This is a genomic window from Pseudomonas orientalis, from assembly GCF_001439815.1.
In the GTDB taxonomy this organism is placed as follows: Bacteria; Pseudomonadota; Gammaproteobacteria; order Pseudomonadales; family Pseudomonadaceae; genus Aquipseudomonas; species Aquipseudomonas orientalis.
Genome location: NZ_JYLM01000001.1, coordinates 909131 through 934289, shown reverse-complemented (window position 1 = coordinate 934289; position 25159 = coordinate 909131). Strand labels below are relative to the sequence as shown.

At 62.4% G+C, this 25159-nt stretch carries 28 protein-coding genes; 16 read left to right on the top strand and 12 right to left on the bottom strand.

The features are described 5' to 3' along the window. Positions 1 to 24: 24 nt before the first annotated feature. The 4 genes from lpxK to TU82_RS04145 form a co-directional block, all read right to left on the bottom strand. Positions 25 to 1035, bottom strand: coding sequence for a tetraacyldisaccharide 4'-kinase (gene lpxK, locus TU82_RS04160; protein ID WP_057721827.1), 1011 nt, complete (start codon positions 1033 to 1035; stop codon positions 25 to 27). Continuing rightward, positions 1035 to 1463: an ExbD/TolR family protein gene (locus TU82_RS04155; protein ID WP_057721826.1), complete on the bottom strand. Its 429-nt coding sequence runs from the start codon at positions 1461 to 1463 to the stop codon at positions 1035 to 1037. Before TU82_RS04155 ends, lpxK begins: the two co-directional genes overlap by 1 nt. Next, complete coding sequence (locus TU82_RS04150; protein ID WP_057721916.1) at positions 1460 to 2095, bottom strand: MotA/TolQ/ExbB proton channel family protein; 636 nt, start codon at positions 2093 to 2095, stop codon at positions 1460 to 1462. Before TU82_RS04150 ends, TU82_RS04155 begins: the two co-directional genes overlap by 4 nt. A 109-nt stretch (positions 2096 to 2204) precedes the next feature. Then, the gene (locus tag TU82_RS04145) at positions 2205 to 4430 is read right to left on the bottom strand and encodes a DNA internalization-related competence protein ComEC/Rec2 (protein WP_057721825.1); all 2226 of its coding nucleotides are present in this window, start codon (positions 4428 to 4430) and stop codon (positions 2205 to 2207) included. Between the two features lie 135 nt (positions 4431 to 4565). Here TU82_RS04145 and TU82_RS04140 point away from each other — a divergent pair, with 135 nt between their 5' ends. Continuing rightward, positions 4566 to 5081, top strand: coding sequence for a DUF2062 domain-containing protein (locus TU82_RS04140; protein WP_057721824.1), 516 nt, complete (start codon positions 4566 to 4568; stop codon positions 5079 to 5081). 3 nt (positions 5082 to 5084) lie between these two features. On the opposite strand, the gene TU82_RS04135 is transcribed toward TU82_RS04140, so the two are convergent. Next, a complete protein-coding gene (locus TU82_RS04135) occupies positions 5085 to 6443 on the bottom strand; it encodes a sensor histidine kinase (protein WP_057721823.1) in 1359 nt (452 codons plus the stop codon). Further along, the gene (locus tag TU82_RS04130) at positions 6430 to 7158 is read right to left on the bottom strand and encodes a response regulator transcription factor (RefSeq protein ID WP_057721822.1); all 729 of its coding nucleotides are present in this window, start codon (positions 7156 to 7158) and stop codon (positions 6430 to 6432) included. Before TU82_RS04130 ends, TU82_RS04135 begins: the two co-directional genes overlap by 14 nt. A gap of 205 nt (positions 7159 to 7363) precedes the next feature. Here TU82_RS04130 and TU82_RS04125 point away from each other — a divergent pair, with 205 nt between their 5' ends. From TU82_RS04125 to TU82_RS04110, 4 genes are all read left to right on the top strand, one after another. Then, on the top strand, positions 7364 to 10117 hold the full coding sequence (locus TU82_RS04125) for a response regulator (RefSeq protein ID WP_057721821.1): 2754 nt from the start codon (positions 7364 to 7366) through the stop codon (positions 10115 to 10117). Positions 10118 to 10319: 202 nt separating this feature from the next. After that, a complete protein-coding gene (locus TU82_RS04120; RefSeq protein ID WP_057721820.1) occupies positions 10320 to 11309 on the top strand; it encodes a 2-hydroxyacid dehydrogenase in 990 nt (329 codons plus the stop codon). Between the two features lie 71 nt (positions 11310 to 11380). Then, positions 11381 to 11821, top strand: a complete 441-nt coding sequence (locus TU82_RS04115) for a hypothetical protein (protein WP_057721819.1) — start codon at positions 11381 to 11383, stop codon at positions 11819 to 11821. Further along, complete coding sequence (locus TU82_RS04110; RefSeq protein ID WP_057721818.1) at positions 11818 to 12222, top strand: META domain-containing protein; 405 nt, start codon at positions 11818 to 11820, stop codon at positions 12220 to 12222. The genes TU82_RS04115 and TU82_RS04110 overlap by 4 nt, the downstream gene beginning before the upstream one ends. 78 nt (positions 12223 to 12300) lie before the next feature. On the opposite strand, the gene TU82_RS04105 is transcribed toward TU82_RS04110, so the two are convergent. Next, a complete protein-coding gene (locus tag TU82_RS04105; RefSeq protein WP_057721817.1) occupies positions 12301 to 12762 on the bottom strand; it encodes a TlpA family protein disulfide reductase in 462 nt (153 codons plus the stop codon). Between the two features lie 115 nt (positions 12763 to 12877). On the opposite strand from TU82_RS04105, the gene arsC reads away from it, so the two are divergent. Genes arsC through TU82_RS04090 form a run of 3 tightly spaced genes read left to right on the top strand, consistent with a single transcriptional unit; the run spans position 12878 to position 14230 of the window. Continuing rightward, complete coding sequence (gene arsC / locus TU82_RS04100; RefSeq protein WP_057721816.1) at positions 12878 to 13231, top strand: arsenate reductase (glutaredoxin); 354 nt, start codon at positions 12878 to 12880, stop codon at positions 13229 to 13231. Beyond that, complete coding sequence (wrbA, locus tag TU82_RS04095; protein WP_057721815.1) at positions 13228 to 13842, top strand: NAD(P)H:quinone oxidoreductase; 615 nt, start codon at positions 13228 to 13230, stop codon at positions 13840 to 13842. Before arsC ends, wrbA begins: the two co-directional genes overlap by 4 nt. Further along, positions 13826 to 14230, top strand: a complete 405-nt coding sequence (locus tag TU82_RS04090; protein WP_057721814.1) for a DUF2069 domain-containing protein — start codon at positions 13826 to 13828, stop codon at positions 14228 to 14230. Before wrbA ends, TU82_RS04090 begins: the two co-directional genes overlap by 17 nt. Positions 14231 to 14343: 113 nt before the next feature. On the opposite strand, the gene TU82_RS04085 is transcribed toward TU82_RS04090, so the two are convergent. Both TU82_RS04085 and ttcA read right to left on the bottom strand, forming a co-directional pair. Beyond that, complete coding sequence (locus TU82_RS04085; RefSeq protein ID WP_057721813.1) at positions 14344 to 15015, bottom strand: DNA-3-methyladenine glycosylase I; 672 nt, start codon at positions 15013 to 15015, stop codon at positions 14344 to 14346. Positions 15016 to 15082: 67 nt separating this feature from the next. After that, the gene (gene ttcA / locus TU82_RS04080; RefSeq protein WP_057721812.1) at positions 15083 to 15907 is read right to left on the bottom strand and encodes a tRNA 2-thiocytidine(32) synthetase TtcA; all 825 of its coding nucleotides are present in this window, start codon (positions 15905 to 15907) and stop codon (positions 15083 to 15085) included. A gap of 363 nt (positions 15908 to 16270) precedes the next feature. Between ttcA and TU82_RS04075 the strand changes: the two genes are divergently transcribed. Together TU82_RS04075 and TU82_RS04070 are read left to right on the top strand one after the other, a co-directional pair. Beyond that, positions 16271 to 16873, top strand: coding sequence for a Yip1 family protein (locus tag TU82_RS04075; protein ID WP_057721811.1), 603 nt, complete (start codon positions 16271 to 16273; stop codon positions 16871 to 16873). 128 nt (positions 16874 to 17001) lie between these two features. Continuing rightward, complete coding sequence (locus tag TU82_RS04070; RefSeq protein ID WP_057721915.1) at positions 17002 to 17496, top strand: SprT family zinc-dependent metalloprotease; 495 nt, start codon at positions 17002 to 17004, stop codon at positions 17494 to 17496. Between the two features lie 92 nt (positions 17497 to 17588). On the opposite strand, the gene TU82_RS04065 is transcribed toward TU82_RS04070, so the two are convergent. Then, on the bottom strand, positions 17589 to 18764 hold the full coding sequence (locus TU82_RS04065) for a CaiB/BaiF CoA transferase family protein (RefSeq protein WP_057721810.1): 1176 nt from the start codon (positions 18762 to 18764) through the stop codon (positions 17589 to 17591). A gap of 158 nt (positions 18765 to 18922) precedes the next feature. Here TU82_RS04065 and tusD point away from each other — a divergent pair, with 158 nt between their 5' ends. From tusD to TU82_RS04035, 6 genes are all read left to right on the top strand, one after another. Continuing rightward, positions 18923 to 19315, top strand: coding sequence for a sulfurtransferase complex subunit TusD (gene tusD, locus TU82_RS04060; protein ID WP_057721809.1), 393 nt, complete (start codon positions 18923 to 18925; stop codon positions 19313 to 19315). Between the two features lies 1 nt (position 19316). Further along, positions 19317 to 19667, top strand: a complete 351-nt coding sequence (tusC, locus tag TU82_RS04055; protein ID WP_057721808.1) for a sulfurtransferase complex subunit TusC — start codon at positions 19317 to 19319, stop codon at positions 19665 to 19667. Beyond that, a complete protein-coding gene (tusB, locus tag TU82_RS04050) occupies positions 19667 to 19945 on the top strand; it encodes a sulfurtransferase complex subunit TusB (RefSeq protein WP_057721807.1) in 279 nt (92 codons plus the stop codon). Before tusC ends, tusB begins: the two co-directional genes overlap by 1 nt. Beyond that, a complete protein-coding gene (locus TU82_RS04045; protein ID WP_057721806.1) occupies positions 19942 to 20277 on the top strand; it encodes a TusE/DsrC/DsvC family sulfur relay protein in 336 nt (111 codons plus the stop codon). Before tusB ends, TU82_RS04045 begins: the two co-directional genes overlap by 4 nt. After that, positions 20274 to 21275, top strand: coding sequence for a glycosyl transferase family protein (locus tag TU82_RS04040; RefSeq protein WP_057721805.1), 1002 nt, complete (start codon positions 20274 to 20276; stop codon positions 21273 to 21275). Before TU82_RS04045 ends, TU82_RS04040 begins: the two co-directional genes overlap by 4 nt. A gap of 88 nt (positions 21276 to 21363) precedes the next feature. Beyond that, a complete protein-coding gene (locus tag TU82_RS04035; RefSeq protein ID WP_057721804.1) occupies positions 21364 to 22359 on the top strand; it encodes a glutathione S-transferase family protein in 996 nt (331 codons plus the stop codon). A gap of 113 nt (positions 22360 to 22472) precedes the next feature. Here TU82_RS04035 and cysG read toward each other — a convergent pair whose 3' ends face one another. Then, on the bottom strand, positions 22473 to 23867 hold the full coding sequence (cysG, locus tag TU82_RS04030; protein WP_057721803.1) for a siroheme synthase CysG: 1395 nt from the start codon (positions 23865 to 23867) through the stop codon (positions 22473 to 22475). Then, positions 23868 to 25148: a serine--tRNA ligase gene (gene serS, locus TU82_RS04025; protein WP_057721802.1), complete on the bottom strand. Its 1281-nt coding sequence runs from the start codon at positions 25146 to 25148 to the stop codon at positions 23868 to 23870. Positions 25149 to 25159: the final 11 nt, after the last annotated feature.

Genomic DNA, 25159 nt, shown 5'->3' with positions numbered 1-25159 from the left:
GAGTATGTCCTGGAAATAAACGGTTTAAGGCAAAAGACGGTTGGGCAGCAGGCGCATCAGTTGCGTGTCGAACCAGGCGACAAACGCCGGCGACGGCAGCGCATCCACCGCAAGGTACCACCAGTCGGGCCGGGCGAAGGCGCGGCACTTCACCGCGTCCTTTTCAGTCATGACCAGCGGCAAACGCGGTGTGAAATCCAACACCTCGGCGCTGTAGGGCGCGTGGTCGGCAAACGCATGGGGGATCGGCTGCCAGTGTAGCGTTTCAAGGGTATTGAAGAAACGTTGCGGATTGCCGATACCGGCAACCGCGTGTACCGCCTGGCCAACCGGAAAATGGGGGACCGGCTGCCGCTCGCCGCTGTGCAGGTTGACCAGCGCGGCAGGCTGCAGGCGAAAGGCAAAGCCGCCTTCACGATCCTCGGCGGCACCGTTGTAGAGCAGTGCATCCACGCTGTGCAGGCGCTCGACCGGCTCGCGCAACGGTCCGGCCGGCAGGCAACGGCGATTGCCCAGGCCACGGGCGGCATCGATCAATACCAGCTCGAGATCGCGAGCCAGACGGTAGTGTTGCAGGCCGTCGTCGGAAAGAATCAGGTCCAGGGTTTCGCTGGCCAACAGCGCTTTCACCGCGCGGCTGCGGTCCGGATCGATCATCAACGGGACACCGCAGCGCTGCACGATCAGCAAGGGTTCGTCGCCGGCGACTTCGGCACTCTGGCTGGCCTCGACCCGCCAGGGCAACTGCGGCGGCTTGGCGCCATACCCGCGGCTGACCACGCCTACGCGCAAGCCGCTGCGCCGACAGTGCTCGATCATCCACAGGATCAGCGGCGTCTTGCCAGTGCCGCCCACGGTGATATTACCCACGACCACAACGGGCACCGGTGACCGGTAAATAGCGCCCTCGCCCGCCAGGAAGCGCGCGCGCTTGCGCTGCACCACGCGGCGATACAACGACTCCAGCGGCCGTAACAGCACGAGCGCCGGATGGCCCTCGTACCAGGCCTTGAGCAAACGATCGGACATGGCCATCAGGGTGGGCTCGCCGCCTCGACGGTGGTCATGCGCAGATGGCTGAAACCGAGCTTGCCGGCGGCGTCCATCGCGGTAATCACAGCCTGGTGCTGGGTCTTGCCGTCGGCACTGATCGACAGTGGCAGGTTGGTGTCGCCGCCGGACTCCTTCTGCAAGGCCTCCATCAAGGTGGACAGGTCGTTTTTCTCCAGCAATTGGTTATTCACCGAAAACACGCCATCGGCGCTGATGGCAATGTCCAGTTGCTTGACCTGCTGGTCTTCGGCCGGCGAGCCGCTGACGGCTTCGGGCAAGTCGACGCGCAGCTGGGTTTCCCGGGTGAACGTGGTGGTGACGACAAAGAACAGCAGCAGGATGAACACCACGTCAATCAGTGACGCGAGGTTGATATCGACATTTTCCCGTTGCTTGCGGCGAAATTTCACGCTTTGCCCTCGACCAGGTCCACATCACGGTCGCCCTGCACCACTTCCACCAGCTTGATGGCTTCCTGTTCCATGCCGACCACCAGTTCATCGATGCGCCGTTGCAGGAAGCGGTGGAAGAACACCGAAGGGATACCCACCATCAGGCCCGCAGCCGTGGTGATCAATGCCTTGGAAATACCACCGGCCAGCACGGCGGCGTTGGTGCTCATGCCCGAGCCCATGAACGAGCTGAAAATGTCGATCATGCCCAGCACCGTGCCCAGCAAACCGAGCAGCGGGGCCATGGCGGCGATGGTGCCGAGGGCGTTGATATAGCGCTCCAACTCATGGATTACCCGCGCGGCGGCTTCCTCGATGCACTCTTTCATGATCTCGCGACCATGCTTGGAGTTGGCAAGCCCGGCGGCAAGGATTTCACCCAATGGAGAATTGGCGCGCAGTTCCTTGAGCTTCTGCTTGTCGAGTTGCTTGTTCTTGATCCAGCCCCAGACTTGCCCCAGCAGGTGCTCGGGGGTGACGCGACTGGCGCGCAGGGTCCACAGGCGTTCGGCGACGATGCCGAGTGCGGCGATGGAACTCATGATGATCGGCAACATCATCCAGCCGCCGGATTTGACCAATTCCCACACAGTGAATGCCCCCTCGAAAAAGTGCGCCACTTTATCATATAGGTTCGGCAGCGGGGTTCGTTGGCCGCAGACCGGACTGTCGCGGCCTGTGGTGTTTGGTAACGCCGGATTACGGTAACGGTTCGCGCCAGAACCGGCGTTGACTGCGCGCAACAATGGCCGGCTGAAAGGCACCGAGCTGAAAACGCACGGCCCCGTGTTCGGCGCTGTCGTACAGTCGGCTGCCCTGGGCCTGATAGCGCTCTATCACTTGCGAATGGGGATGACCGAAGGCGTTGCCCCGGCCCCGGGAAATCAGCACCGACCTGGGCGCAAGCCGCTGTACAAAGGGCCTGGATGACGAGCTGCGGCTACCATGATGGGGCGCTTGCAGCCAATCGGTTGGCACCGCCAGTGGCGTTTCGAGCAAGGCGCGCTCGGCCGCGCTGTCGATATCGCCGGTGAGCAGCAGCCGTTCGCCATTGGCCTGCACTTGCAATACACAGGACTTTGGATTGCCACCTATGGCGTCAGACCACTGCCATAACGTGAATGCCACACCGTCCCACTCCCAGCGCTCGCCACTGATACAAGGCTCAGTCTCCAGAAAAGCCGGCAACCCCTCGGTTTCGCCGCCTACCACGCGCCTGACGGGCAGCCCACGGACAATAGCTGCCGCGCCACCGGCGTGATCGGCGTCGGCGTGGCTCAGCAGCAGCATGTCGAGCCGCATTATCCCGAATTTTTTCAACGACGGCACGACCACGCGTGCGCCCAGATCGACCGACCCGGAGCGAGGCCCGGCATCGTAAAGCAAGGCATGATTGCGGGTGCGCAGGATCAGCGCCTGCCCCTGGCCGACATCCAGCTGCACCACCATCACCTGCCCATGGGGTACCGATTCCCTGGGTGGAAACACCGCCAGCAACAGCATGGGCCAGCCCAGCAACCGAAACGGCACGCCCTTGGGCAGCAGCAGCATCACCGCGCCCACCAGGCTGACCAGCCAATACGCCAGCGGCACCTGGGTCGGCGTCCAGGCCGGCAACTGCCCGGCCAGCAGGGCCAGCATCTTGAACCACCCCTCCAACGCCCCGCCGGCCAACCAGAGCAGGCCGTCACCGGCCAACGGCACCCACAGCAGTACCGTGCCCATGAGCGCCAGAGGCAACACCACCAGACTGATCCAGGGCACCGCAAACAAATTGGCCACGGGCGCGGTGAGGCTGATGGGTAACCCCAGCACCAGCAGGACTGGAAACAAGCCGATAGCAATCAGCCACTGGGGACGCGTCCATGCCTGCCAGACACTCCAGGGTCCCAGCCGCCCGCCGAAGGTCAGGACCAGGACCGCAACTGCGGCAAATGACAACCAGAAGCCCGGCTGCAGGCTGGCCAGGGGCTCAAGCAGCAGTACGCCGTTGAACGCCAGCAATAATGGCCACCAAGCGCCCAAATGCCGAAAGCGCAGCCGCCAGAGCAACACCAGCCCGACCATCACGCAGGCCCGCTGCACCGGCACACCGAACCCCGCCAGCAGGCCATAGCCCAGCGCGGCGACAAAGGCCAGGCCGCAGGCCCACGGCAGCCATGGCAGTTTGCGCGGCCAGCAACCGTAACGTGCCATCCCGGCCACCAGTGCGTAGATCAGCCCGGCCAGCAAGCCAATGTGTTGGCCGGAAATGACCAGCAGGTGCACGGTGCCGGTGTCTTGCAACACCTGCCATTGCTCCGCTCGCAGCCCGGAACCGTCACCCAGCACCAACGCCGCCAGCGCTGCTTCATGGGTGTACGCATCGCTGGCCATCAGGCGTTGGCGCAGGCCGTCGCGCCATGCGTTGCGGGCCGGCGCCAGGCGCACGCCGTCTTTCACCGAGCCCGTGGCCCCAATACGTTGCGCCAGCAGCCAGGCCTCGTGATCAAAACCATGAAAATTGAGCAGGCCGGACGGCCGTTTGAGCGTGACAGCCAAGCGCCAGCGTTCCCCACTGCGCACCGGCGGCCCGCCATGCCAGGACACACGGATGCGCTTGGGCAGCCGGGTTTTGCGCGACCGGCTGTCGGCCAGTTCAAAGCGCACGCCGGTGTCCGTCTGTTGCGGCAACCCGACCACACGCCCCTCCAGCCAACGCGTCTCGCCTTCCAGCGCCGGTCGCAATCGATCATCCAGTGCCCACTGCGCGCTGATGCACGCCCAGCTCAAACCCACCAGGAAAAACGCCAGCGGATAGGTGCGAAACGGCAACAGCATCAAGGCCAACACCAGCATGGCCAACAGCCATCCGGTAGGCGGCAACGCCGGAAGCAGGCGCAGGGTCAGCAACCCCAGCGCCAGCGTGAACATCCCTGTCCTCATGAATCATTCCTTTCAATGATTCACTCAGTCTTAGCCGGGGTTCCCCGCAGCGCCTTTGATGTTTTGTCACAAAGTCTGAATTTTCTGTTTATAGAATGCGCGCATACTTGCCCCTCGAACTGACCTGGACCCCTTATGCCCCGGCGCTTATTCAAACGGTACATGCCCGACCCCAGCAGCATCAGGGAACACAAGTCATTACAGTTTCTTGGCACCCTGCTGCATGACCCGAACCTCTGGCACCTGAACCGACACTCGGTGGCCCGCGCCATGGCGGTGGGGTTGTTCGCCGCGTTTATCCCCATCCCCCTGCAGATGTTGCTGGCCGCGATCCTGGCGATCGTGGTGCGCGGCAACATGCCGATCGCCGTCAGCCTGGTTTGGCTGACCAATCCGATCACGATGCCGGTGGTGTTTTTCTGCACCTACATGACCGGTGCCTGGTTGATGAACGTGCCGCCACGCAGCCTCCCCGACAACCTCACCTGGGAATGGATCAGCGGCGAGTTGAGCACGATGTGGCAACCGTTCCTGCTGGGCTCGGTGGTATGCGGATTGGTACTGGGTGCCCTGGCCTACTGCCTGACCATGGGGTATTGGCGCTGGTGGGTCGCGCACCAGTGGCAGAAACGCAAACTGCGCCGCCGCTGAGGGCTAACGCGCGGGCAGGTGCAGATGTACGCGCAGGCCCTGCCCGGAATTTTGCGCCCAGATACGCCCGCCCTGACGCTGGACGGCGTTGCGCGCAATGCTCAAGCCCAGGCCGAAGCCGCCGTCGCCGGGCCGTGACCCGTCCAACCGGATGAAGGGCGCGAAGATACGCTCCAGATCAGCCTCATCGATGCCGCCCCCCTGATCCTCCAGCCAGATATGCCAGTAGTCGCCCTCGCGCGCGCCGTCCAATGTCACCCACCCCTGAGCCGGAGAGTGGCGTATTGCGTTACGCAAAACGTTTTCCAGAGCCTGGGCCAGTGCGTTGAGGTTACCGCGCACCCAGCATTCGGCTGGCAACAGGCACGGCAAGCGGGATGCCGGCCAATCGCTTTCAAAACAGGCGTTTTCGCGCAGCATGTCCCACAGCGCCGGCAGTTGAATGTCTTCGTGGGGCAGCGGCGCCCTGTCGCTGTCCAGCCAGGCCAGTTGCAGGCTGTCTTCCACCAGGCGCTGCATGGCGTCGATTTCCCGGTTCAGGCGTTCGCGCAACTGCGCCAGGTCCTGCTCGCTGTCACAGGCCACCCGCAATCGGCTCAAGGGCGTGCGCAATTCATGGGACATGTCCCGCAGCAACTGTTGCTGCAACTGCACCGTGCCCTGCAAGCGTTCGGACATATGGTCAAAGGCGCGTCCCAGCTCACCCAATTCATCCTGGCGGCTGGTCGCGTCACGGGACATCCGCGCATTCAATTGATCGGCACGCCAGGCATTGGCCTGCTCGCGCAGTTGATTGAGCGGCATGATCAGCAATCGATACAGGCCGATACACAACAACAAGGTAAACAGCCCGGGAATCACGCCGTTGGTGATGATCCGCCAGAACACTTGATAACGCCCCGGCATGAAGCGTTTGGGCAGTTCGATCACCAGTGACCCCGCATCAGGGCTAACTGGAAACGCGACCTTCAACCATGGCGGGCCTTTGGCATGGCGGCTCACCGGCCAGTCCAGCCCGCGCAGAAAGGTCAGCCGCTGGCTTTCCCTGTCGCTCAACGGTGCGCTGCCGAGGGATTGCAAGTCATTGCCGATGACGCCGAGCCAGGTGGTCTCACGCCCAGCCATCTGCTGCAACCAGGCGTCCACACCTGCACTGCCCTGGGTGCTCCAGGCCAGCTCGGCGCCCGCCGCATAGCCGCGCAGCGTGTCGCGCGCCTCCTCGGAGAGGTAGGCATTCTGCTGCTCCATGTACCGGCCCCAGGACCAACTGAGCCAGATCATCAGCAAACAAAAGGCGATCAACAGGCAGGCCAGCTTCCAGAATAACGAGTGTCTGCCCGGCAACCGCTCAAAGGTCTTCATCGTGACCGCTCAGCACGTAGCCCTTGCCCCACACCGTACGCACTTCGCGCTCGGTGTAGCCGACCGCCTTGAGCTTGCGGCGAATCTGGCTCACATGCATGTCGAGACTGCGGTCGTGCGGCGCATAACCGCGCTGCAGCACGTGCTGATAAAGGAAGGCTTTGCTAAGCACCTCTTCAGCATTGCGATGCAAGGTCTCCAACAGACGGTATTCACTGCGCGTCAGGCCCGCCCAGTGCGCGTGGTAGCGGACGTCGCACAGCGCATCGTCAAACCGCAGTACCTGCCCATCCTCGCGCAAAGGCGCAAGGCTCGGCTGGGGACGGCGATCCAGGGCCACCCGCCGCAGAATGGCTTCGATGCGTACCCGCAGTTCAATCATGCTGAACGGCTTGGGCAGATAATCGTCCGCGCCCAGGCGAAAGCCGCTGATACGGTCGGCTTCGGCGCCCAGGGCCGACATCAGGATCACCGGCATGGCATGACTCTGGCGCAAGTGGGTGAGGATCGACAGCCCGTCCAGCCCCGGCAGCAGGACATCCATCAGCACCAGGTCGAAGCGCTGGTCGCAGGCCAGTTGCAGGCCTTGCTGGCCATTTCGGCACCAGGTGACCTGAAAGCCGCTGCGGCCCAGATGCTCGTGGACGTAGGCGCCCAGTACGGGGTCATCTTCGATGGTCAGGATGCTGGGTAGGCCAACGGCTGCGGGATTCATTAGCGTCTGCAAGTCATTCTCAATGACTGATTATTCAAGATTAAAGTGTTACAGGCAATCGCCGGTCAGCGCCGAATGGCCCGAAGATTGCCATGTGTCATTAATTTACGAGATTCCTGGCTGCGCAAATGGCTACACTGCGCAAGTGGCGCGGGCCGGATGCCCGCGTGGATGATTGATATCAATGTGGTAGCAGGAGAGTGGCGTGCTTAGAAGAATGGGAATAAAAGGCCGCGTACTGTTGCTGACTTTATTGCCGACCAGCCTGATGGCCCTGTTGTTGGGCGGCTACTTCACCTGGATGCAGCTTTCCGAACTGCAGACTCAATTGCTGCAACGCGGCGAAATGATCGCCGAGCAGTTGGCGCCGCTGGTCGCGCCCGCCCTGAGCAGCCGGAACACCGATCTGCTGGAACGCATCGCGACCCAATCCCTGGAACAACCGGATGTGCGTACGGTGTCGATCCTGGCGCCGGACCGCTCGTCCCTGGCCCATGCCGGCCCGACCATGCTCAATCAACCGCCCACCGGCAACAGCTCGCACCTGCTGCAACGCACCGGCAATGATGCCACCCGCTACCTCATGCCCGTGTTTGGCCGCCATCGCAACCTGGCGGGCGAGCTGATTCCGGATGAGTCCGACCGCCTGTTGGGCTGGGTCGAAGTGGAGCTGTCCCACAACGGCATGTTGCTGCGCGGCTATCGCAGCCTGTTCGCCAGCCTGCTGTTGATCGCCATCGGCTTGATCTGCACCGCAGCGCTGGCCCTGCGCATCAGCCGCACCATCAATTCGCCGATCGGCCAGATCAAGCAAGCCGTGGCCCAACTCAAGGACGGCAACCTGGAAACCCGCCTGCCTCCATTGGGCAGCCAGGAGCTGGATCAATTGGCGTCGGGCATCAACCGCATGGCCGAAACCCTGCAAAACGCCCAGGAAGAACTGCAACACAGCATCGACCAGGCCACCGAGGACGTGCGCCAGAACCTGGAAACCATCGAAATCCAGAACATCGAGCTGGACCTGGCCCGCAAGGAAGCCCTGGAAGCCAGCCGGATCAAATCGGAGTTTCTGGCCAATATGAGCCATGAGATCCGCACCCCGCTCAATGGCATCCTGGGGTTCACCCACCTGCTGCAAAAAAGCGAGCTGTCGCCGCGTCAGCTGGATTACCTGGGCACCATCGAAAAATCCGCCGACAACCTGTTGGGCATCATCAACGAAATCCTCGACTTCTCGAAGATCGAAGCCGGCAAACTGGTGCTCGACAGCGTGCCCTTCAACCTGCGCGACCTGCTGCAAGACACCCTGACCATCCTCGCTCCCGCCGCCCACGCCAAACAGCTCGAACTGGTCAGCCTGGTCTACCGCGACACCCCGTTGTCACTGGTGGGCGACCCGCTGCGCCTCAAGCAGATCCTGACCAACCTGATCAGCAACGCGATCAAGTTCACCCGCGAAGGCACCATCGTTGCCCGGGCGATGATCGAGGACGAACAGGAAGACAGCGTGCAACTGCGCATCAGCGTGCAGGACACCGGCATCGGTCTGTCCAACCAGGATGTGCGCGCGCTGTTCCAGGCCTTCAGTCAGGCCGACAATTCACTGTCGCGCCAGCCGGGCGGCACCGGTCTGGGCCTGGTGATCTCCAAGCGCCTGATCGAACAGATGGGCGGCGAAATCGGCGTGGACAGCACACCGGGCGAAGGCTCGGAGTTCTGGATCAGCCTGAACCTGCCCAAGACCCGCGACGACATTGAAGACTTGCCCAGCGCGCCGTTGCTCGGGCGCCGGGTGGCCGTATTGGAGAACCACGAACTGGCGCGCCAGGCCCTGCAACACCAGTTGGAAGACTGCGGCCTGGAGGTAACCCCGTTCAATACGCTGGAAAGCCTGACCAATGGCATTACCAGCGCGCACCAGACCGAACAGGCGATTGACCTGGCGGTGCTCGGCGTCACCGCCAATGACATCCCGCCCGAGCGCCTCAACCAGCACTTGTGGGACCTCGAACACCTGGGCTGCAAGGTGCTGGTGCTGTGCCCGACGACCGAGCAGATGTTGTTCAACCAGTCGGTGCCCAACCCCAACAGCCAGTTGCAGGCCAAGCCCGCGTGTACGCGCAAGCTGCGCCGGTCCCTGGCCGACCTGATCAGCCCGCGCCCCTCGCGCAGCGAACCGGGCGAACCCTTGTCCAGCCGTGCGCCGCGTGTGCTGTGCGTGGACGATAACCCGGCGAACCTGTTGCTGGTGCAAACCCTGCTCGAAGACATGGGCGCCAAGGTGCAGGCCGTGGAAAGCGGCTACGCGGCGATTGACGCCGTGAAGCAGGAAACCTACGATCTGGTGTTGATGGACGTGCAGATGCCCGGCATGGACGGACGCCAGAGCACCGAAGCGATTCGCCAATGGGAAAGCGAACGCCATGGCACGCCGCTGCCGATAGTCGCCCTCACCGCCCATGCCATGGCCAACGAAAAACGCGCCCTGCTGCAAAGCGGCATGGACGATTACCTGACCAAACCCATCAGCGAGCGGCAACTGGCCCAGGTGGTGCTGAAATGGACCGGCCTGGCCCTGCGCAACCAAGGCCCGGAGCGCCTCCCCGAAGGCCTCGGCCCAGGCGTGCAACTGCTGGTGCTGGACCATGAGGAAGGCCTGCGCCTGGCCGCCAACAAGGCGGACCTGGCAGCCGACATGCTTGCCATGCTGCTGGCCTCCCTGGAAGCCGATCGCCTGGCGATTACGGTGGCGCGTGAAGCCAATGACAATCATGCCCTGATCGAACGCGTCCATCGCCTGCATGGCGCCACGCGCTACTGCGGTGTGCCGCAATTGCGCGCGGCCTGTCAACGCGCCGAAACCCTGCTCAAGCAGGACGACGCCAAGGCCATGGCCGCACTGGACGAACTGGACATGGCGATTGCACGGCTGGCCAGTGAAGCGCGGGTCAGCGCCTGAGGCTATTTTCATGTGGGGCTTGCCTTGATGCCTGTAGGAGCGAGCTTGCTCGCGAAAAACTCTCAGGCACCGCGCTCATTCAGGAAGCACGCGTTATCGTTGACGTTTTTCGCGAGCAAGCTCGCTCCTACAGGCATTAGGGCTTGCCCCCTCCCACATTTGGTCAATTTCCAACCTATGAATTGCAGGGAGCTTTTTAGTCATGCGCGTCATTCTTTTCAGCAGCCAAACTTACGACCGCGACAGTTTTCTCGCTGAGCCGCGCCCCCCGGGCATCGAACTGCAATTCCAGCCCGCCCGCCTCAACCTCGACACCGTGGCCCTGGCCGAACACCACGAGGTGGTCTGCGCCTTTATCAACGATGACCTCAGCGCCCCGGTGCTCGAGCAACTGGCCAAAGGTGGCACGCGTCTGATTGCGTTGCGCTCGGCCGGCTACAACCATGTCGACCTGCGCGCCGCCCAGCGTCTGGGCCTGAGCGTTGTGCGCGTACCGGCCTACTCGCCCCACGCCGTGGCCGAGCACGCCGTGGCACTGATCCTGGCGCTGAACCGCCGCCTGCATCGCGCCTATAACCGCACCCGCGATGGCGATTTCAGCCTGCACGGCCTCACCGGTTTCGACTTGGTCGGCAAAACCGTCGGCGTGGTCGGCACCGGGCAGATCGGCGCCACCTTTGCCAGGATCATGGCCGGTTTCGGCTGCCGGTTGCTGGCCCACGACCCCTTCCCCAACCCTGAGGTCCAAGCCATGGGCGCGCGCTACGTGAGCCTGCCCGAACTGCTCGCCGAGGCGCAGGTCATCAGCCTGCATTGCCCGTTGACGGTCGACAGCAGGCACCTGATCAACGCCGGCACCCTGGCCCACATGCAACCGGGCGCCATGCTGATCAATACCGGCCGCGGTGGCCTGGTTTACACGCCGGCGCTGGTGGAAGCGCTCAAGACCGGCCAACTCGGTTACCTTGGGCTGGATGTCTATGAAGAAGAGGCCCAGCTGTTTTTCGAGGACCGCTCGGACCTGCCCCTGCAAGACGACGTGCTCGCCCGCCTGCTGACCTTCCCCAATGTGATCATCACCGCCCACCAGGCCTTCCTGACCCGCGAGGCACTGGCGGCGATTGCCGGCACTACACTGGCCAATATTGCGGCGTGGGCCGACGGGCGTGCGCAGAACCTCGTCGAGGGATGATCAGCGGTCACATACCGGGCTCATGATAGGTCGGCACCCGTGATAGGATGCCGCGCCTATTTGGAGGATCCATGGCCGAACACGATTTCCGCTTCAGCTTGCTGAGCCCGCAACACACCCTGATCGAATGCCGCGCCCTGGTGCCGGGCCGTTACCAAGTCACCGGCAACGGTGGTTCGATCAAGCATGGCGACGTGCTGATCGTCACCCTGCGCGGCAGTAAAACCCTGTCCATGCGCCTGACCGTGGAAGGTGATGCGCGCTACTCCATCCGCCCGGCAGGCCAATGGGTCGCCATGGCCCAGGGGCCGAAATTCGGCGAGTTGGAGATTCACACCTGGAAGGTTAATTGCGACAGTTGCGACAGCGTGCTGGAATTTGAATTCGCGGTGGAAACCAAGCTCACCAAAGAACCGCTGCAACCGGCCGCCAATGCCCGCATCAAAGCGCTCGGCTGGGCCAGCGAAGGCGACAAGCACCGCTGCCCGAAATGCCAGCAGGCCGCGCAATGAAGCGCATGCTGCTGCTCGCCGCCGTGGGTACGGCCCTGAGTGGCTGCGCCGGTGATGCGGTCAAGCTCAAGCAGGACCACAGCTATGCAGTGGAGTGGATCGGCGAGCGGCCATTGATGGACTACGCGCACCTGACCGTCACCCTCGGTGCCGATGGTCGCGCCTATGGCAATGGCGGCTGCAACCACTGGTTTGCGCCGTACACCCTCGACGGCGACAAGCTCAGCTTCGGCCCGATCGGCAGCACCCGCAAACTGTGCGCCGAGGCGTTGATGGAGCAGGAACAGCGCTTCTTCCAGGCCCTGCAAGGCGTACAGCGTTGGGATATCTCGCCGATCGAGCAGACGCGGTTCTGGCCGACCGAGGGCAAGCCGATTCGCTTGTGGCTTGAAGAAGGCTGACACCCCCGTCCAAGGATTGATGAGGTCCAAATGTGGGAGGGGGCAAGCCCCCTCCCACATTTGATTTAAGGTGTGGCTTTAACCGCGCAGGGCCTTGAGCTTGGCCAACACGCCCTCCGCCGTCTGCTCACCCATCAGTTGCTCGCGCACCTTGCCCTTGTCATCGATGATGTAGGTCACCGGCAGCGCCTCACTGCGCGGAATATCGAAGATCCCCTCCGGGTTCTGCGCCAGCACGGTGAACTTGATGCCCAGCTTGTCGCTGGCAGCCTTGAGCTCCTCACCCTGAACATTGTCGAAGTTGACTCCGAACACGCCCACGTTCTGCGCCTTGAGTTGTTCGGCCAGGGCATTGAGCTCGGGGATTTCCGTGCGGCACGGGCCACACCATTCGGCCCAGTAATTGACCACCAGCCACTGCTTGTCCAGGCGCTCGGCCGGTACTGTCCGGCCATACTGGTCAACGCCGTAATCGTTACCGCAGCCGCTGAGCAGCAGGGTTGTGATGATCGCCAATGCACCGATCAGTCGCCTTGTCATGGGGTAATCCTTTGCAAAAATGAACGTTGGCTGCGGCCTATCGCCTCTTACGGTTTAAGGACAGGCGCCAGCGCAGGTAGAATACCCGCCACCTTACGCAAGATGCGACCCGCACATGACCGATCTGACGCTTTATCACAACCCGCGCTGCTCGAAATCCCGCGGTGCGCTTGAACTGCTGCAAGACCGCGGCCTCACGCCAGCCGTGGTGCGCTACCTGGAAACGCCGCTCAACGCTGCGCAATTGCAGGCCCTGCTGGCCAAACTGGGCCTCGGCGCGCGCCAATTGCTGCGCACCGGCGAAGATGAATACACAAGTCTCAACCTGGCCGACGCCAGCCTCAGCGAAGCGCAACTGATCGCCGCCATCGCCGCACATCCCAAGCTGATGGAACGCCCGATCCTGGAAACCGCCGATAAAGCCATCATTGGCCGCCCGCCGGAAAACGTGCTGGAGATCCTGCCGTGACGACGCCTTATGTGCTGGTGTTGTATTACAGCCGCAATGGCTCGGTCAGCGAAATGGCCCGGCAGATTGCAAGGGGCATCGAGCAGGGCGGCATGGAAGCCCGGCTGCGCACCGTGCCGGCGATTTCCGCCGAGTGCGAAGCCGTGGCGCCGAGCATCCCGGACGAAGGCGCGCTGTATGCCAGCCTGGATGACCTGAAACACTGCTCGGCCTTGGCCCTGGGCAGCCCGACGCGCTTCGGCAACATGGCCGCGCCGCTCAAGTACTTCCTCGACGGCACCAGCAACCTGTGGCTCACCGGCGCCCTGGTCGGCAAGCCCGCCGGCGTGTTCACCTCCACCGCCAGCCTGCACGGCGGCCAGGAAACCACGCTGATGTCGATGCTGCTGCCATTGCTGCACCACGGCATGCTGATCACCGGCCTGCCCTACAGCGAGCAGGCGCTGCTCGACACCCAGGGCGGCGGCACGCCCTATGGCGCCAGCCACCATGCCGGGCCTGACGGCAAGCGTCTGCTCGATCCGCATGAAATCAGCCTGTGCCGTGCCCTGGGCCTGCGCCTGGCCAAGACCGCCGCGCTGCTGGAGAACGGCCGTGGCCAAAAAGCCTAAGGTCCTGCCGTCCCAGGCGTGGCTGGAACCACGGGTCACGCTGACGCGCGCACTGAGTCTTCTGGCGTTTTTCGCCCTGGTAGGCTTGTTGTGCGTGTACTACCTGTTCGTCGCCGATCTGCATGGGGCGCGTCCGTGGGTCATCCTGCTGATCGAACTGGTGCCGCTGCTGGTGCTGGCGCCCGGAATGATCATGGGCAGCGTACGCGGGCATTCGTGGATGTGCTTTGTGGTGAACCTGTATTTCATCAAGGGCGCACTGGCGGCGTATGACCCGAACCGCCAGTGGTTCGGGGTGCTCGAGATGCTGGCGAGCCTGGCGGTGTTTTGTACGGCGCTGCTGTATGTGCGCTGGCGGCATCAGTTGAACCGGCGGCTCGCCGATTGACACACTCTTTGTAGGAGCGAGCTTGCTCGCCAAGATCATTAACGATAACGCGCTCATGCGGGTTTAACGCGTCGCCCTCAAGTTCTTCGCGAGCAAGCTCGCTCCTACAATGATCAATGGTTGACGGTGTACGCCAACATCATCGACAACTGGCACATCGGCCGCCCACTCTCGGCATGCCACTGGTTGAAGGCACCCTGCACCGTCGCCAGGTCGCGCAGGCTGGTGGGTGCCTTGTCGACGATCTTCTGAGCATTCAAGGCCGCCACCACATCATAGCTCGGCACAAAGGTGTCCTTGCCGACCATGCGCAGAAAACGCGGTGCCGACAGCCCACCCAGTTGGTGACCGTGCTTGCTCAGGTACTTCCATAGCCCAACGATATCGGTCACCGGCCAGTCGGCGACAAACGCACCGAAGCTGCCCTTCTCCTGCTCGATATCCAGGATCATCTGCGCGTTGCGCGGCACGCTCTTGAGCTTGCCCAGGTGACGAATGATGCGCGTGTCCTGCATCAGCCGCTCCAGATGTTCGGCGCCCATCAACACCACTTTTTCCGGATCGAAGCCGAAGAACACCTGCTCGAACGCCGGCCACTTGGCGTCGACAACGCTGTGCTTCAAGCCCGCACGGAATACCCGCAGCGCCAGGGTCGACAGGTAGCGATCAGCGCTGATCTTGCGCAACTGCGCCGGGGTCTTGGGCACAGGCAGATGGGCTTCCAGCTTGGCCGCCGAACCGAAGCGGTTCAGACAATATTCGTGCAGCCACTTGTAATCGCGCATGCCCTCTCCTGGCAGTTGAATTGAAAACGGCGCCCGCAAGCGCCGTGTACTAGAGCCTCGACCAGGCTCAGAGGTTCACTACATTGACGAAACGCGAGGCGGCCGTCTCATCGATTTTCAAGCTGGCGAAGTCGAACAGGTTGCGATCGGCCAGTTGCGACGGCTGCACGTTCTGCAGGCTGCGGAAGATACTCTCGGTGCGACCGGGGGTCTTGCGCTCCCACTCCAGCAGCATTTCCTTGACCACCTGGCGCTGCAGGTTTTCCTGGGAGCCGCACAGGTTGCACGGAATGATCGGGAATTGCTTGAAATCGGAATACGCCTGGATGTCCTTCTCGTTGCAATACGCAAGCGGGCGGATCACCACGTTGCGTCCGTCATCGGCGCGCAGTTTGGGCGGCATGGCCTTGAGCGAACCGTTGAAGAACATATTCAGGAAGAAGGTTTCGACGATGTCGTCGCGATGATGACCCAGGGCCATTTTGGTCGCACCGATCTCATCGGCAAAGGTGTACAGCGTGCCACGGCGCAGGCGCGAACACAGCGAGCAGGTGGTCTTGCCTTCCGGGATCAGTTCCTTGACCACCGAGTACGTGTCTTTCTCGACAATGTGGTACTCGACGCCCAGCTCTTTCAGGTAGGCCGGCAGCACATGCTCGGGAAAGCCCGGCTGTTTCTGGTCCATGTTGACGGCAACGATCTCGAACTTGATCGGTGCGACCTTTTGCAGGTGCAGCAGCACGTCGAGCAGGGTGTAGCTGTCTTTGCCGCCGGAAAGGCAAACCATCACCTTGTCGCCCTCCTCTATCATGTTGAAATCGGCGACCGCTTCACCGGCCAGGCGGCGCAGGCGTTTTTGCAGTTTGTTCTGGTTGACCGTAAGAGTGCCCATGGCGCTTGGATCCGCTAGAGGTGTGTGACGAAAAGCGCAGCATTTTACCGGTATGAACGACCAAGTTCCAATGTGGGAGGGGGCTTGCCCCCGATAGCAGTGTGTCAGTCCCAGCACTAGTAACTGATACACCGCTATCGGGGGCAAGCCCCCTCCCACCTTTGAATGGATTGCCAGCCACAGACCGTGCCGCGATTAGCACCAGGGTTTACAGCGCGATTTACTCTAAAGGCCCTACAGTTTTCCAGGACATCACTTCCTATACTGCGACTTGAGGTCGCACAACTATCCAGACCTTGCAGGCCCGTTGGCCGGTGGGCGCTCCGATGAGGGGCGATAGTAATAACGACAGGAGTGACTGGCATGATCCATCACGTCGTGGGGCTGTTTACCCATCCCGATCAGGAATGGCGGGAAATTCGTGGCGATAAGGAAGAAAGCATCAGCCACATGTACCTCACTCACACCTTGGTTCTCGCGGCGATCCCCGCCATCTCCGCATTTATCGGCACGACCCGGGTCGGTTGGGTCATCGGCAACCGTGCTCCGGTCATGCTCACCCAGGAAAGCGCGCTGTGGATGACCCTGATGTCGTACGCCGCGATGCTGGGCGGTGTGGCGGTAATGGGCGCGTTCATTCACTGGATGGCCCGCACTTATGACGCCAACCCCAGCATGGCGCGTTGCGTGGCCTTTGCCACCTACACCGCCACGCCCCTGTTTATCGGCGGGCTGGCGGCGCTCTATCCGCACATGTGGCTGGGTATGGTCGTCGGGACCGCAGCGATCTGCTACACGGTGTATCTGCTGTATGTGGGCTTGCCGACGTTCATGAGTATCGACCCGGATGAAGGTTTTCTGTTCTCCAGCTCGGTATTGGCCGTGGGCCTGGTGGTGCTGGTGGCGATCATGGCGTTTACCGTGATCGTCTGGGGCCTGGGCGTAGGCCCCATTTACACCAGTTAGGCCGTTGAAGCGCAAGCAAAGCCACCCGTACGGTGGCTTTGTGCGTGATGCATGACCATTCGGCGCCTGACAGATTCGGAAACGCCCTGCTTTGCGGCATACTGGGCGTCTCTGGAGATATGTACAGCATGCCCGAGCAACTCAATACCCGCGTCGAAGAGTGTTTCCTGCAAGCCGAATCCTTTTTCAAACGAAGCTTCAAACGTCCCAAGGTCAGTCTCAAGCTGCGGGGCCAGAAAGCCGGTGTCGCGCATTTGCACGAAAACCTGCTGCGCTTCAACCCTCAGCTTTACCGAGAAAACAGCCAACATTTCCTGAAACAGACCGTGGCCCACGAAGTGGCGCACCTGATTGCCCACCAACTGTTTGGCGAGCGCATCCAGCCCCATGGCGAGGAATGGCAGTTGATCATGCGTGGGGTTTACGAACTGCCGCCGGACCGGTGCCACACCTATGCGGTCAAGCGTCGCCAGGTGACTCGCTATATCTACCGGTGCCCCTGTGCCGACAGCGACTTTCCGTTTTCGCCGCAGCGCCATGGGCTGGTGGGCCAGGGGCGGCGGTATTTGTGTCGGCGGTGTCGGCAGACCCTGGTGTTCACTGGGGAAACTCGCGTGGAATAAGGGCCTCATCGGGGGCAAGCCCTCTCCCACATTTTGAATGTATTCACACATCAAAGGTGGGAGGGGGCTTGCCCCCGATGGCGCCAGTACAGTCACCCAATAACCTTGGCCTGCCGCAAATCCGCAATCCGCTGAGCACTCAACCCCAACTCCGCCAACACTTCATCACTGTGCGCCCCCACGGCTGCCCCGATATGCCGTGGCGCCGGCAAACCCTCGGAGAACTTCAGCGGGCAGGCCATCTGCGCCTGGGTCGAACCATCGCCCCTCGGCACCTGGCTGACCAAACCGCGCGCCTTCACCTGCGGATGCGCCAGCGCTTCACTCAGCCTCAACACCGGTTCCACACACGCATCCACGCCCGCAAACAACGCGCACAGCTCGTCAAAACTGCGTTTTTCAAACTCCACCTGCAACGCCCGCTTGAGTGCCGGCTGCTGCCCAGGCTCCACCCCGTGCACCGCCAGCTCCGGCCGCCCCAGGGTTTCACACAACTGCCGCATGAACGCCGGTTCCAGGCTGCCCACCGACATCCAGCGTCCATCACGGGTGCGGTAGTAATCGTAAAAACTGCCGCCATTGAGCACATGGCTTTCCCGCTCCGGCTCCACCCCGCAGGCCAGGTAACCCGCGCCGGCCATGGCGTTCAGGCTGAACGAGCAATCAGTCATGCTCACGTCCAGGTACTGACCGACGCCGCTGTGCTGGCGCGCAACCACCGCCGCCAGCAGGCCCACCACCGCATGCAGGGACCCGCCACCCACATCCGCCAGCTGCACGCCCAGCGGCAACGGCCCACTGTCCCGCCGCCCGGTGTGGCTGGCCACGCCTGCGATTGCGAGATAGTTGATGTCGTGACCGGCACGATCCCGGTAGGGGCCGGTCTGGCCGTAGCCGGTGATCGACACATAGATCAGCCTGGGGTTGATCGCCTTCAGTGCGGCGTAGCCCAGGCCCAGACGGTCCATGACCCCGGGGCGGAACTGTTCGATGAGAATATCGCTGCCCTTGACTAGATCGAGGACGATCTGCAGCGCCTCGGCCCGCTTGAGGTCCAGCGCCAGGCTGCGCTTGTTGCGATTGAGGTAGGCATGGCTCGCCGATGTGCCGTGATCATGGGGCGGCCATACGCGCAACAGGTCCGGCCGTGTCGGCGATTCGATGCGCAGCACGTCGGCGCCCATGTCGGCCAGCATCAGCGAGGCGAACGGGCCGGGCAACAGGGTGGAAAAATCCAGCACTTTGAGGGACGCCAAGGGACCTGCCATACACACTCCGTTTGCAATTGGACTGGCCACAGCGTAGTCAGCCTTCCGCGCCGACGGCAATCGTCAGAACGATCAACCGCAGTGACCGTTTTGATCACGGCGGGCTTTTTCGTCGCGGCGGCTTTATCATTGGCCCACGTTTGTTGGCAGAGTGTTCCATGAAGTTCGCGATTGCACTGTATAGCGCCACCCATGCGCCCGCCTCGCGCCGCGCCTTGCTGTTCGCGCAGGCGGCCCTGGCCGGCGGGCACGAGATTGTGCGGCTGTTTTTTTATCAGGATGGCGTGTACAGCGCGTCCAATAATATCGTCACACCCCAGGACGAGCAGGACATCGCGCGCCAGTGGCGCGAATTTGTCAGCACCCACCAACTCGACGGCGTCGTGTGTATCGCCGCCGCCCTGCGCCGCGGCGTGCTCAATGCCGAGGAAGCCACGCGCTATCAACGCAGCGCGGTGAACCTGGACGCGCCCTGGGCACTGTCGGGCCTGGGGCAATTGCATGACGCGATCCAGGACGCCGACCGCCTGATCTGTTTTGGAGGTGCATGACGTGGCCAAATCATTGCTGATCATCAGCCGCCAGGCGCCGTGGTCCGGCCCCAGTGCGCGCGAAGCGCTGGATATCGTGCTGGCCGGTGGCGCGTTCGACCTGCCTATCGGCCTGCTGTTCATGGATGACGGCGTGTTTCAACTGGCGCCGCACCAGGACGCCAAGGCCGTACAACAAAAGGATTTGAGCGCCAACCTGCAGGCGCTGGGCCTGTTTGGCATCGATGAGGTGTTCGCCTGCAACCACAGCCTGGGCGAACGCGGGCTTATTGCACCGGCAAGCGCAAAACCCGTGGACAGCACAGCCATTTCCAGGCTGATTGACCGTTACGACCAGGTGATTACCCTCTGATGTCGACTCTACATGTGGTGACCCACTCCCCCTTTACCGACAGCCGCCTCGACAGTTGCCTGCGTGTGTGCGGCAGCGCGGATGCGATCCTGCTGTGCGGCGACGGCGCCTATGGCTTGCACAACGCAGCGCTGCAAACCAAGGGGATAAAGGTGTTTGTGCTGGCTGAAGACATGCAGGCACGCAACCTGCCGCTCCCGGACTGGGCCGACAGCGTGGACTATCCGGGTTTCGTGCAGTTGTCGATCGACTATGACAAGGTCAACAGCTGGTTATGAACACGCTGACCGTAGGCACGCGCACCCTCGAACTGGACAAGGACGGCTATCTCGTCGACCTCAACGAGTGGTCTGCCGACATTGCCGATGCCCTGGCCGCCGCCGAATCGCTGGAGCTGACCCCGGACCACTGGGAAATCCTCTCACTGCTGCGCCAGTTCTATACCGAATTCCAGCTGTCCCCCGCCACGCGCCCGCTGATCAAGTACACCGCCTTGAAGCTCGGCCCGCAAAAAGGCAACAGCCTGCACCTCAACAAACTGTTCAACGGCACTCCCGCCAAACTCGCCGCCAAGTTGGCGGGCCTGCCCAGGCCGACGAATTGCTTATGACCGACTTTGCCCCCCTGACCCTCTCAACGCCTGAAGAACATCCGTTTGCGCCGTTCGTGCGCATCCTGGGCAAAGGCAAGCGCGGCGCACGCAACCTCACCCGTGAGGAAGCGCGGCAAGCCATGGGCATGCTGCTCGACGAAAAGGTCGAAGACACCCAACTGGGCGCCTTCCTCATGCTGCTGCGCCACAAGGAAGAGAGCCCGGAAGAGCTCGCCGGCTTCACCGAAGCGGTCCGCGAGCGGTTGAACCCGCCCGCCTTGAATGTGGATATCGACTGGCCGACCTACGCGGGCAAAAAGCGTCATTTGCCGTGGTTCCTGCTGGCGGCCAAATGCCTGGCGCAACAGGGCGTGCGCATCCTCATGCACGGCGGCGGCGCGCATACGGCGGGGCGCTTGTATACCGAGCAACTGCTGGAGAGCTTGCACATACCGCTGTGCCGCAATTGGCAACAGGTCGAGGCGGCGTATGCCCACGGCAACCTGGCGTTTATCCCGCTGGGCGACTGGGCGCCTCAGTTGCAGCGCATGATCGACCTGCGCAACACTCTGGGCCTGCGCTCGCCGATCCATTCCCTGGCACGCCTGCTCAACCCGCTGAATGCCCGTTGCGGCCTGCAAAGCATTTTCCACCCGGGTTACCAGGGCGTACACCGCGATGCCAGCGGCCTGCTGGGCGACACCGTGATTGTGGTCAAGGGCGACGGCGGCGAGATCGAGATCAACCCCGACACCCAGAGCCACTTGTATGGCACCACCGGTGGCCAGAGCTGGGACGAAGAATGGCCCGCCCTCTCCGCCCAGCGCCACGTCAAACCGGCGACCCTGGAACCTGAACATCTGAAGGCCCTGTGGCGTGGCGACGTCGAGGACAGCTACCCGCAACTGGCGCTGATCGCGACCATGGCCCTGGCCTTGCGCGGCCTGGGACACACCCGCGAGCAAGCGTTCGAACTGGCACAGCAGTACTGGGACGCGCGAGACAAATCGATTTAATCGATCATTCACCTCCGGTCTTTGCGCTTTTAGTTCGAACTCATCCCTTTAAACTGGGCTCCAATGCTTATTAGCCAAGGAGCCAGTCATGGGTTTGCTGATCGAAGGACACTGGAAAGACCAGTGGTACGAAAGTAGCGCAGACGGCGCTTTTCAACGCGAACAGGCGCAACGTCGTCACTGGGTGACTGCCGACGGCCAGCCTGGCCCGAGTGGCGAAGGCGGCTTCAAGGCCGAGGCCGGGCGCTATCACCTCTACGTTTCCCTGGCCTGTCCCTGGGCCCATCGCACCTTGATCCTGCGCAAACTCAAGGGCCTGGAAAGCCTGATCGACGTCTCGGTGGTCAGTTGGCTGATGCTGGAAAACGGCTGGACCTTCGACAAGACCCACGGCTCAAGCGGCGACGCGCTGGACGGTTTCGACTTCATGCACCAGCGCTACACCGCCGACACCGCTGACTACACCGGGCGCGTCACGGTGCCGGTGTTATGGGACAAGCAGCTCAAGCGCATCGTCAGCAACGAATCGGCGGAGATCATCCGCATGTTCAACAGCGCCTTCAATGACCTGACCGGCAACACCCTGGATTTCTACCCCCAAGCACTGCGCTCGACCATCGACACGCTCAACGAACGCATCTACCCCGCCGTGAACAACGGCGTGTACCGCGCCGGGTTCGCCACCTCGCAGCAGGCTTATGAACGTGCGTTTGATGATGTGTTTGCCGAGCTGGATCATCTGGAACGCCACCTGGGCGAGCACCGCTATCTGGCGGGCGAATACCTGACCGAGGCGGATGTCCGGCTGTTTACCACGCTGATTCGTTTTGATGCGGTGTATTACAGCCACTTCAAATGCAACCTGCGGCGGATTGCCGATTATCCGAATCTGTCGAATTGGCTGAGGGAGATGTATCAGTGGCCGGGGGTGGCCGAGACGGTGGATTTTGAGCATATCAAGGGGCATTACTATGCCAGCCATCGGACGATCAATCCGACGGGGATTGTGCCGAAGGGGCCTTCCCAGCGCTTTGATGTTGGGCATGATCGGGAGCGGTTGAGTGGTAAGGGTGTCTTTGGCTGATCCGGATGATGGGTTGAAGCTGATGGCGTCATCGGGGGCAAGCCCCCTCCCACACTTGGATCTGTGAATACAGTCAAAATGTGGGAGGGGGCTTGCCCCCGATGCTTTTGAGGCTACACCTGAGACTGAGCGCCTTCAAACCACTTGAGCTTCTCGCGCAACACCACTACTTCACCCACGATCACCAGCGTCGGCGCATGCACTTCATGCTCCGCTACCATGCGCGGCAAGTCGGCCAGGGTGCCGGTGAACACCCGCTGGTTGGAGGTGGTGCCCTGCTGAATCAGCGCCGCCGGCGTATCCGCCGCGCGCCCGTGCAGGATCAACTGTTCGCAGATGATCGGCAAACCGATCAAGCCCATATAGAACACCAGGGTCTGTGACGGCCCGACCAAGTCCTGCCAGGGCAGATCCGACGTACCGTTTTTCAGGTGCCCGGTGATAAAGCGCACCGACTGCGCATAGTCACGGTGCGTCAGCGGAATGCCCGCATACGCCGCGCAGCCACTGGCCGCCGTGATCCCCGGCACCACCTGGAACGGGATGCCATGGGCCGCCAGCTCCTCGATCTCTTCGCCGCCACGTCCAAAAATGAACGGATCGCCGCCCTTGAGGCGCAGCACGCGCTTGCCTTGTTTGGCCAGGTCCACCAGTTGCTGGTTGATCTGATCCTGGGGCACCGCATGCTCGGCGCGACGCTTGCCGACATACACGCGCTCGGCATCACGGCGGCACAAATCCAGAATCGCCGGGGCCACCAGACGGTCATACAACACCACATCGGCTTGCTGCATCAGGCGCAAGGCACGGAAGGTCAGCAGGTCCGGATCGCCCGGACCTGCGCCCACCAAGTACACCTCACCCGGTGCGTAAGGCGGCGCGCCATTGACCTTTTCGATCAACAGGCGCTCGGCCTCATCGCCCTGCCCGGCCAGTTGGCGGTCGGCAATCGGGCCCTGGAACACCTCTTCCCAGAACGCCCGACGCTGCTGCACGTCCGGGTACAAACCTTTGACCTGGGCACGAAAACGCGCCGCCAACCCGGCCAATTGGCCATAGGTGGACGGAATCCAGGTCTCCAGCTTGGCGCGGATCAAGCGCGCCAGCACCGGCGCATCGCCGCCACTGGACACCGCAATCACCAGCGGCGACCGGTCGACGATCGCCGGGAAGATCACGCTGCACAAAGCCGGCGCATCCACCACGTTGACCGGCACACAGCGACGCTTGGCATCACTGGACACTTGCGCGTTCAGTGGCTCGTCGTCAGTGGCCGCGATGATCAGCACGCAACCGTCGAGGTCGGCTTCCTGATAACCGCGCAACATCAGGTCCCCGCCACTGCCCAGCACCAGCTCACGCAACTGGTTTTCGATCTGGGGAGCAACCACCCGCAGCACTGCGCCGGCGTCAGCCAGCAGGCGGGATTTGCGCAAGGCGATCTCCCCCCCACCGACGACCAGCACACGACTGCCGCGCAGGTTATGAAACAGCGGCAGAAATTCCATTTAGCCGATGACCTCGACGCCGCCCATGTACGGCTTGAGCACCTCAGGCACGCGGATCGAACCGTCGGCCTGCTGGTAATTTTCCAGCACGGCCACCAGCGTACGGCCTACGGCCAGGCCCGAACCGTTGAGCGTGTGCACCAGCTCCGGCTTGCCGGTTTCCGGATTACGGAAACGCGCCTGCATGCGCCGGGCCTGGAAGTCACCGCAGTTGGAGCACGACGAAATCTCGCGGTATTTGTCCTGGCTCGGCACCCATACTTCCAGATCGTAGGTCTTCACGGCGCTGAAACCCATGTCGCCGGTGCACAGCGCCAATACGCGGTACGGCAGCTCCAGCAGTTGCAGGACGCGCTCGGCGTTGGCGGTCAGGCCTTCCAGCGCTTGCATCGACTGGGAAGGCTCGACCACCTGGACCATCTCGACCTTGTCGAACTGGTGCTGGCGAATCATGCCACGGGTATCGCGACCCGACGCACCGGCTTCACTGCGAAAGCACGGGCTGTGGGCCACGAACTTCAACGGCAGTTGCTTGGCATCGAGGATTTCGCCGGCAACGATATTGGTCAGCGACACTTCGGCGGTCGGGATCAGGTACAGGTCGGCTTCGCCGTCGCGGCTGATCTTGAACAGGTCTTCTTCGAATTTCGGCAGCTGGCTGGTGCCCATCAGCGCCGGCGCCTGCACCAGATAAGGCGTGTAGGCTTCTTCGTAACCGTGCTCGGCGGTGTGCAGGTTGATCATGAACTGCGCCAGGGCGCGGTGCATGCGTGCGATCGGGCCACGCAACAATGCGAAACGCGCGCCGGACATTTTCGCGGCGGTCTCGAAATCCAGGCCGCCGGTCAGTTCGCCCAGGGCCACGTGGTCCTTGATCTCGAAATCGAAAGCTTTTGGCGTGCCCCAGCGGCGCACTTCGACGTTGCCGTCTTCGTCTTCGCCGATTGGTACCGACTCATGGGGAATATTGGGGATGCCCAGCAGGATCGAATCCAGCTCGGTCTGAATGCCTTCCAGCTCGACTTTACCGTCGGACAGCTCGGTGCCCATGCGCTCGACATCCGCCATCAGCGGCGCGATGTCTTCGCCGCGCTGCTTGGCCTGACCGATGGATTTGGAACGCGCATTCCGCTCAGCCTGCAGTGCTTCGGTGCGGGTCTGGACGGTCTTGCGCTGTTCTTCCAGCGCTTCGATGCGCGCAACATCCAAGGCGAAGCCACGGGATGCCAGGCGGTCCGCTACGTCCTGAAGGTTGCTACGTAACAGTTTGGAATCGAGCATGTCGGTCTCTC

Bases quoted from the DNA above. Each gene is read 5' to 3' on its own strand.
- lpxK (WP_057721827.1), bottom strand. From the start codon at position 1,035: ATGGCCATGTCCGATCGTTTGCTCAAGGCCTGGTACGAGGGCCATCCG.
- TU82_RS04145 (WP_057721825.1), bottom strand. From the start codon at position 4,430: ATGAGGACAGGGATGTTCACGCTGGCGCTGGGGTTGCTGACCCTGCGC.
- TU82_RS04140 (WP_057721824.1), top strand. From the start codon at position 4,566: ATGCCCCGGCGCTTATTCAAACGGTACATGCCCGACCCCAGCAGCATC.
- TU82_RS04135 (WP_057721823.1), bottom strand. From the start codon at position 6,443: ATGAAGACCTTTGAGCGGTTGCCGGGCAGACACTCGTTATTCTGGAAG.
- TU82_RS04130 (WP_057721822.1), bottom strand. From the start codon at position 7,158: ATGAATCCCGCAGCCGTTGGCCTACCCAGCATCCTGACCATCGAAGAT.
- TU82_RS04120 (WP_057721820.1), top strand. From the start codon at position 10,320: ATGCGCGTCATTCTTTTCAGCAGCCAAACTTACGACCGCGACAGTTTT.
- TU82_RS04115 (WP_057721819.1), top strand. From the start codon at position 11,381: ATGGCCGAACACGATTTCCGCTTCAGCTTGCTGAGCCCGCAACACACC.
- TU82_RS04110 (WP_057721818.1), top strand. From the start codon at position 11,818: ATGAAGCGCATGCTGCTGCTCGCCGCCGTGGGTACGGCCCTGAGTGGC.
- TU82_RS04105 (WP_057721817.1), bottom strand. From the start codon at position 12,762: ATGACAAGGCGACTGATCGGTGCATTGGCGATCATCACAACCCTGCTG.
- arsC (WP_057721816.1), top strand. From the start codon at position 12,878: ATGACCGATCTGACGCTTTATCACAACCCGCGCTGCTCGAAATCCCGC.
- TU82_RS04085 (WP_057721813.1), bottom strand. From the start codon at position 15,015: ATGCGCGATTACAAGTGGCTGCACGAATATTGTCTGAACCGCTTCGGT.
- ttcA (WP_057721812.1), bottom strand. From the start codon at position 15,907: ATGGGCACTCTTACGGTCAACCAGAACAAACTGCAAAAACGCCTGCGC.
- TU82_RS04075 (WP_057721811.1), top strand. From the start codon at position 16,271: ATGATCCATCACGTCGTGGGGCTGTTTACCCATCCCGATCAGGAATGG.
- TU82_RS04070 (WP_057721915.1), top strand. From the start codon at position 17,002: ATGCCCGAGCAACTCAATACCCGCGTCGAAGAGTGTTTCCTGCAAGCC.
- TU82_RS04065 (WP_057721810.1), bottom strand. From the start codon at position 18,764: ATGGCAGGTCCCTTGGCGTCCCTCAAAGTGCTGGATTTTTCCACCCTG.
- tusD (WP_057721809.1), top strand. From the start codon at position 18,923: ATGAAGTTCGCGATTGCACTGTATAGCGCCACCCATGCGCCCGCCTCG.
- tusB (WP_057721807.1), top strand. From the start codon at position 19,667: ATGTCGACTCTACATGTGGTGACCCACTCCCCCTTTACCGACAGCCGC.
- TU82_RS04045 (WP_057721806.1), top strand. From the start codon at position 19,942: ATGAACACGCTGACCGTAGGCACGCGCACCCTCGAACTGGACAAGGAC.
- TU82_RS04040 (WP_057721805.1), top strand. From the start codon at position 20,274: ATGACCGACTTTGCCCCCCTGACCCTCTCAACGCCTGAAGAACATCCG.
- TU82_RS04035 (WP_057721804.1), top strand. From the start codon at position 21,364: ATGGGTTTGCTGATCGAAGGACACTGGAAAGACCAGTGGTACGAAAGT.
- cysG (WP_057721803.1), bottom strand. From the start codon at position 23,867: ATGGAATTTCTGCCGCTGTTTCATAACCTGCGCGGCAGTCGTGTGCTG.
- serS (WP_057721802.1), bottom strand. From the start codon at position 25,148: ATGCTCGATTCCAAACTGTTACGTAGCAACCTTCAGGACGTAGCGGAC.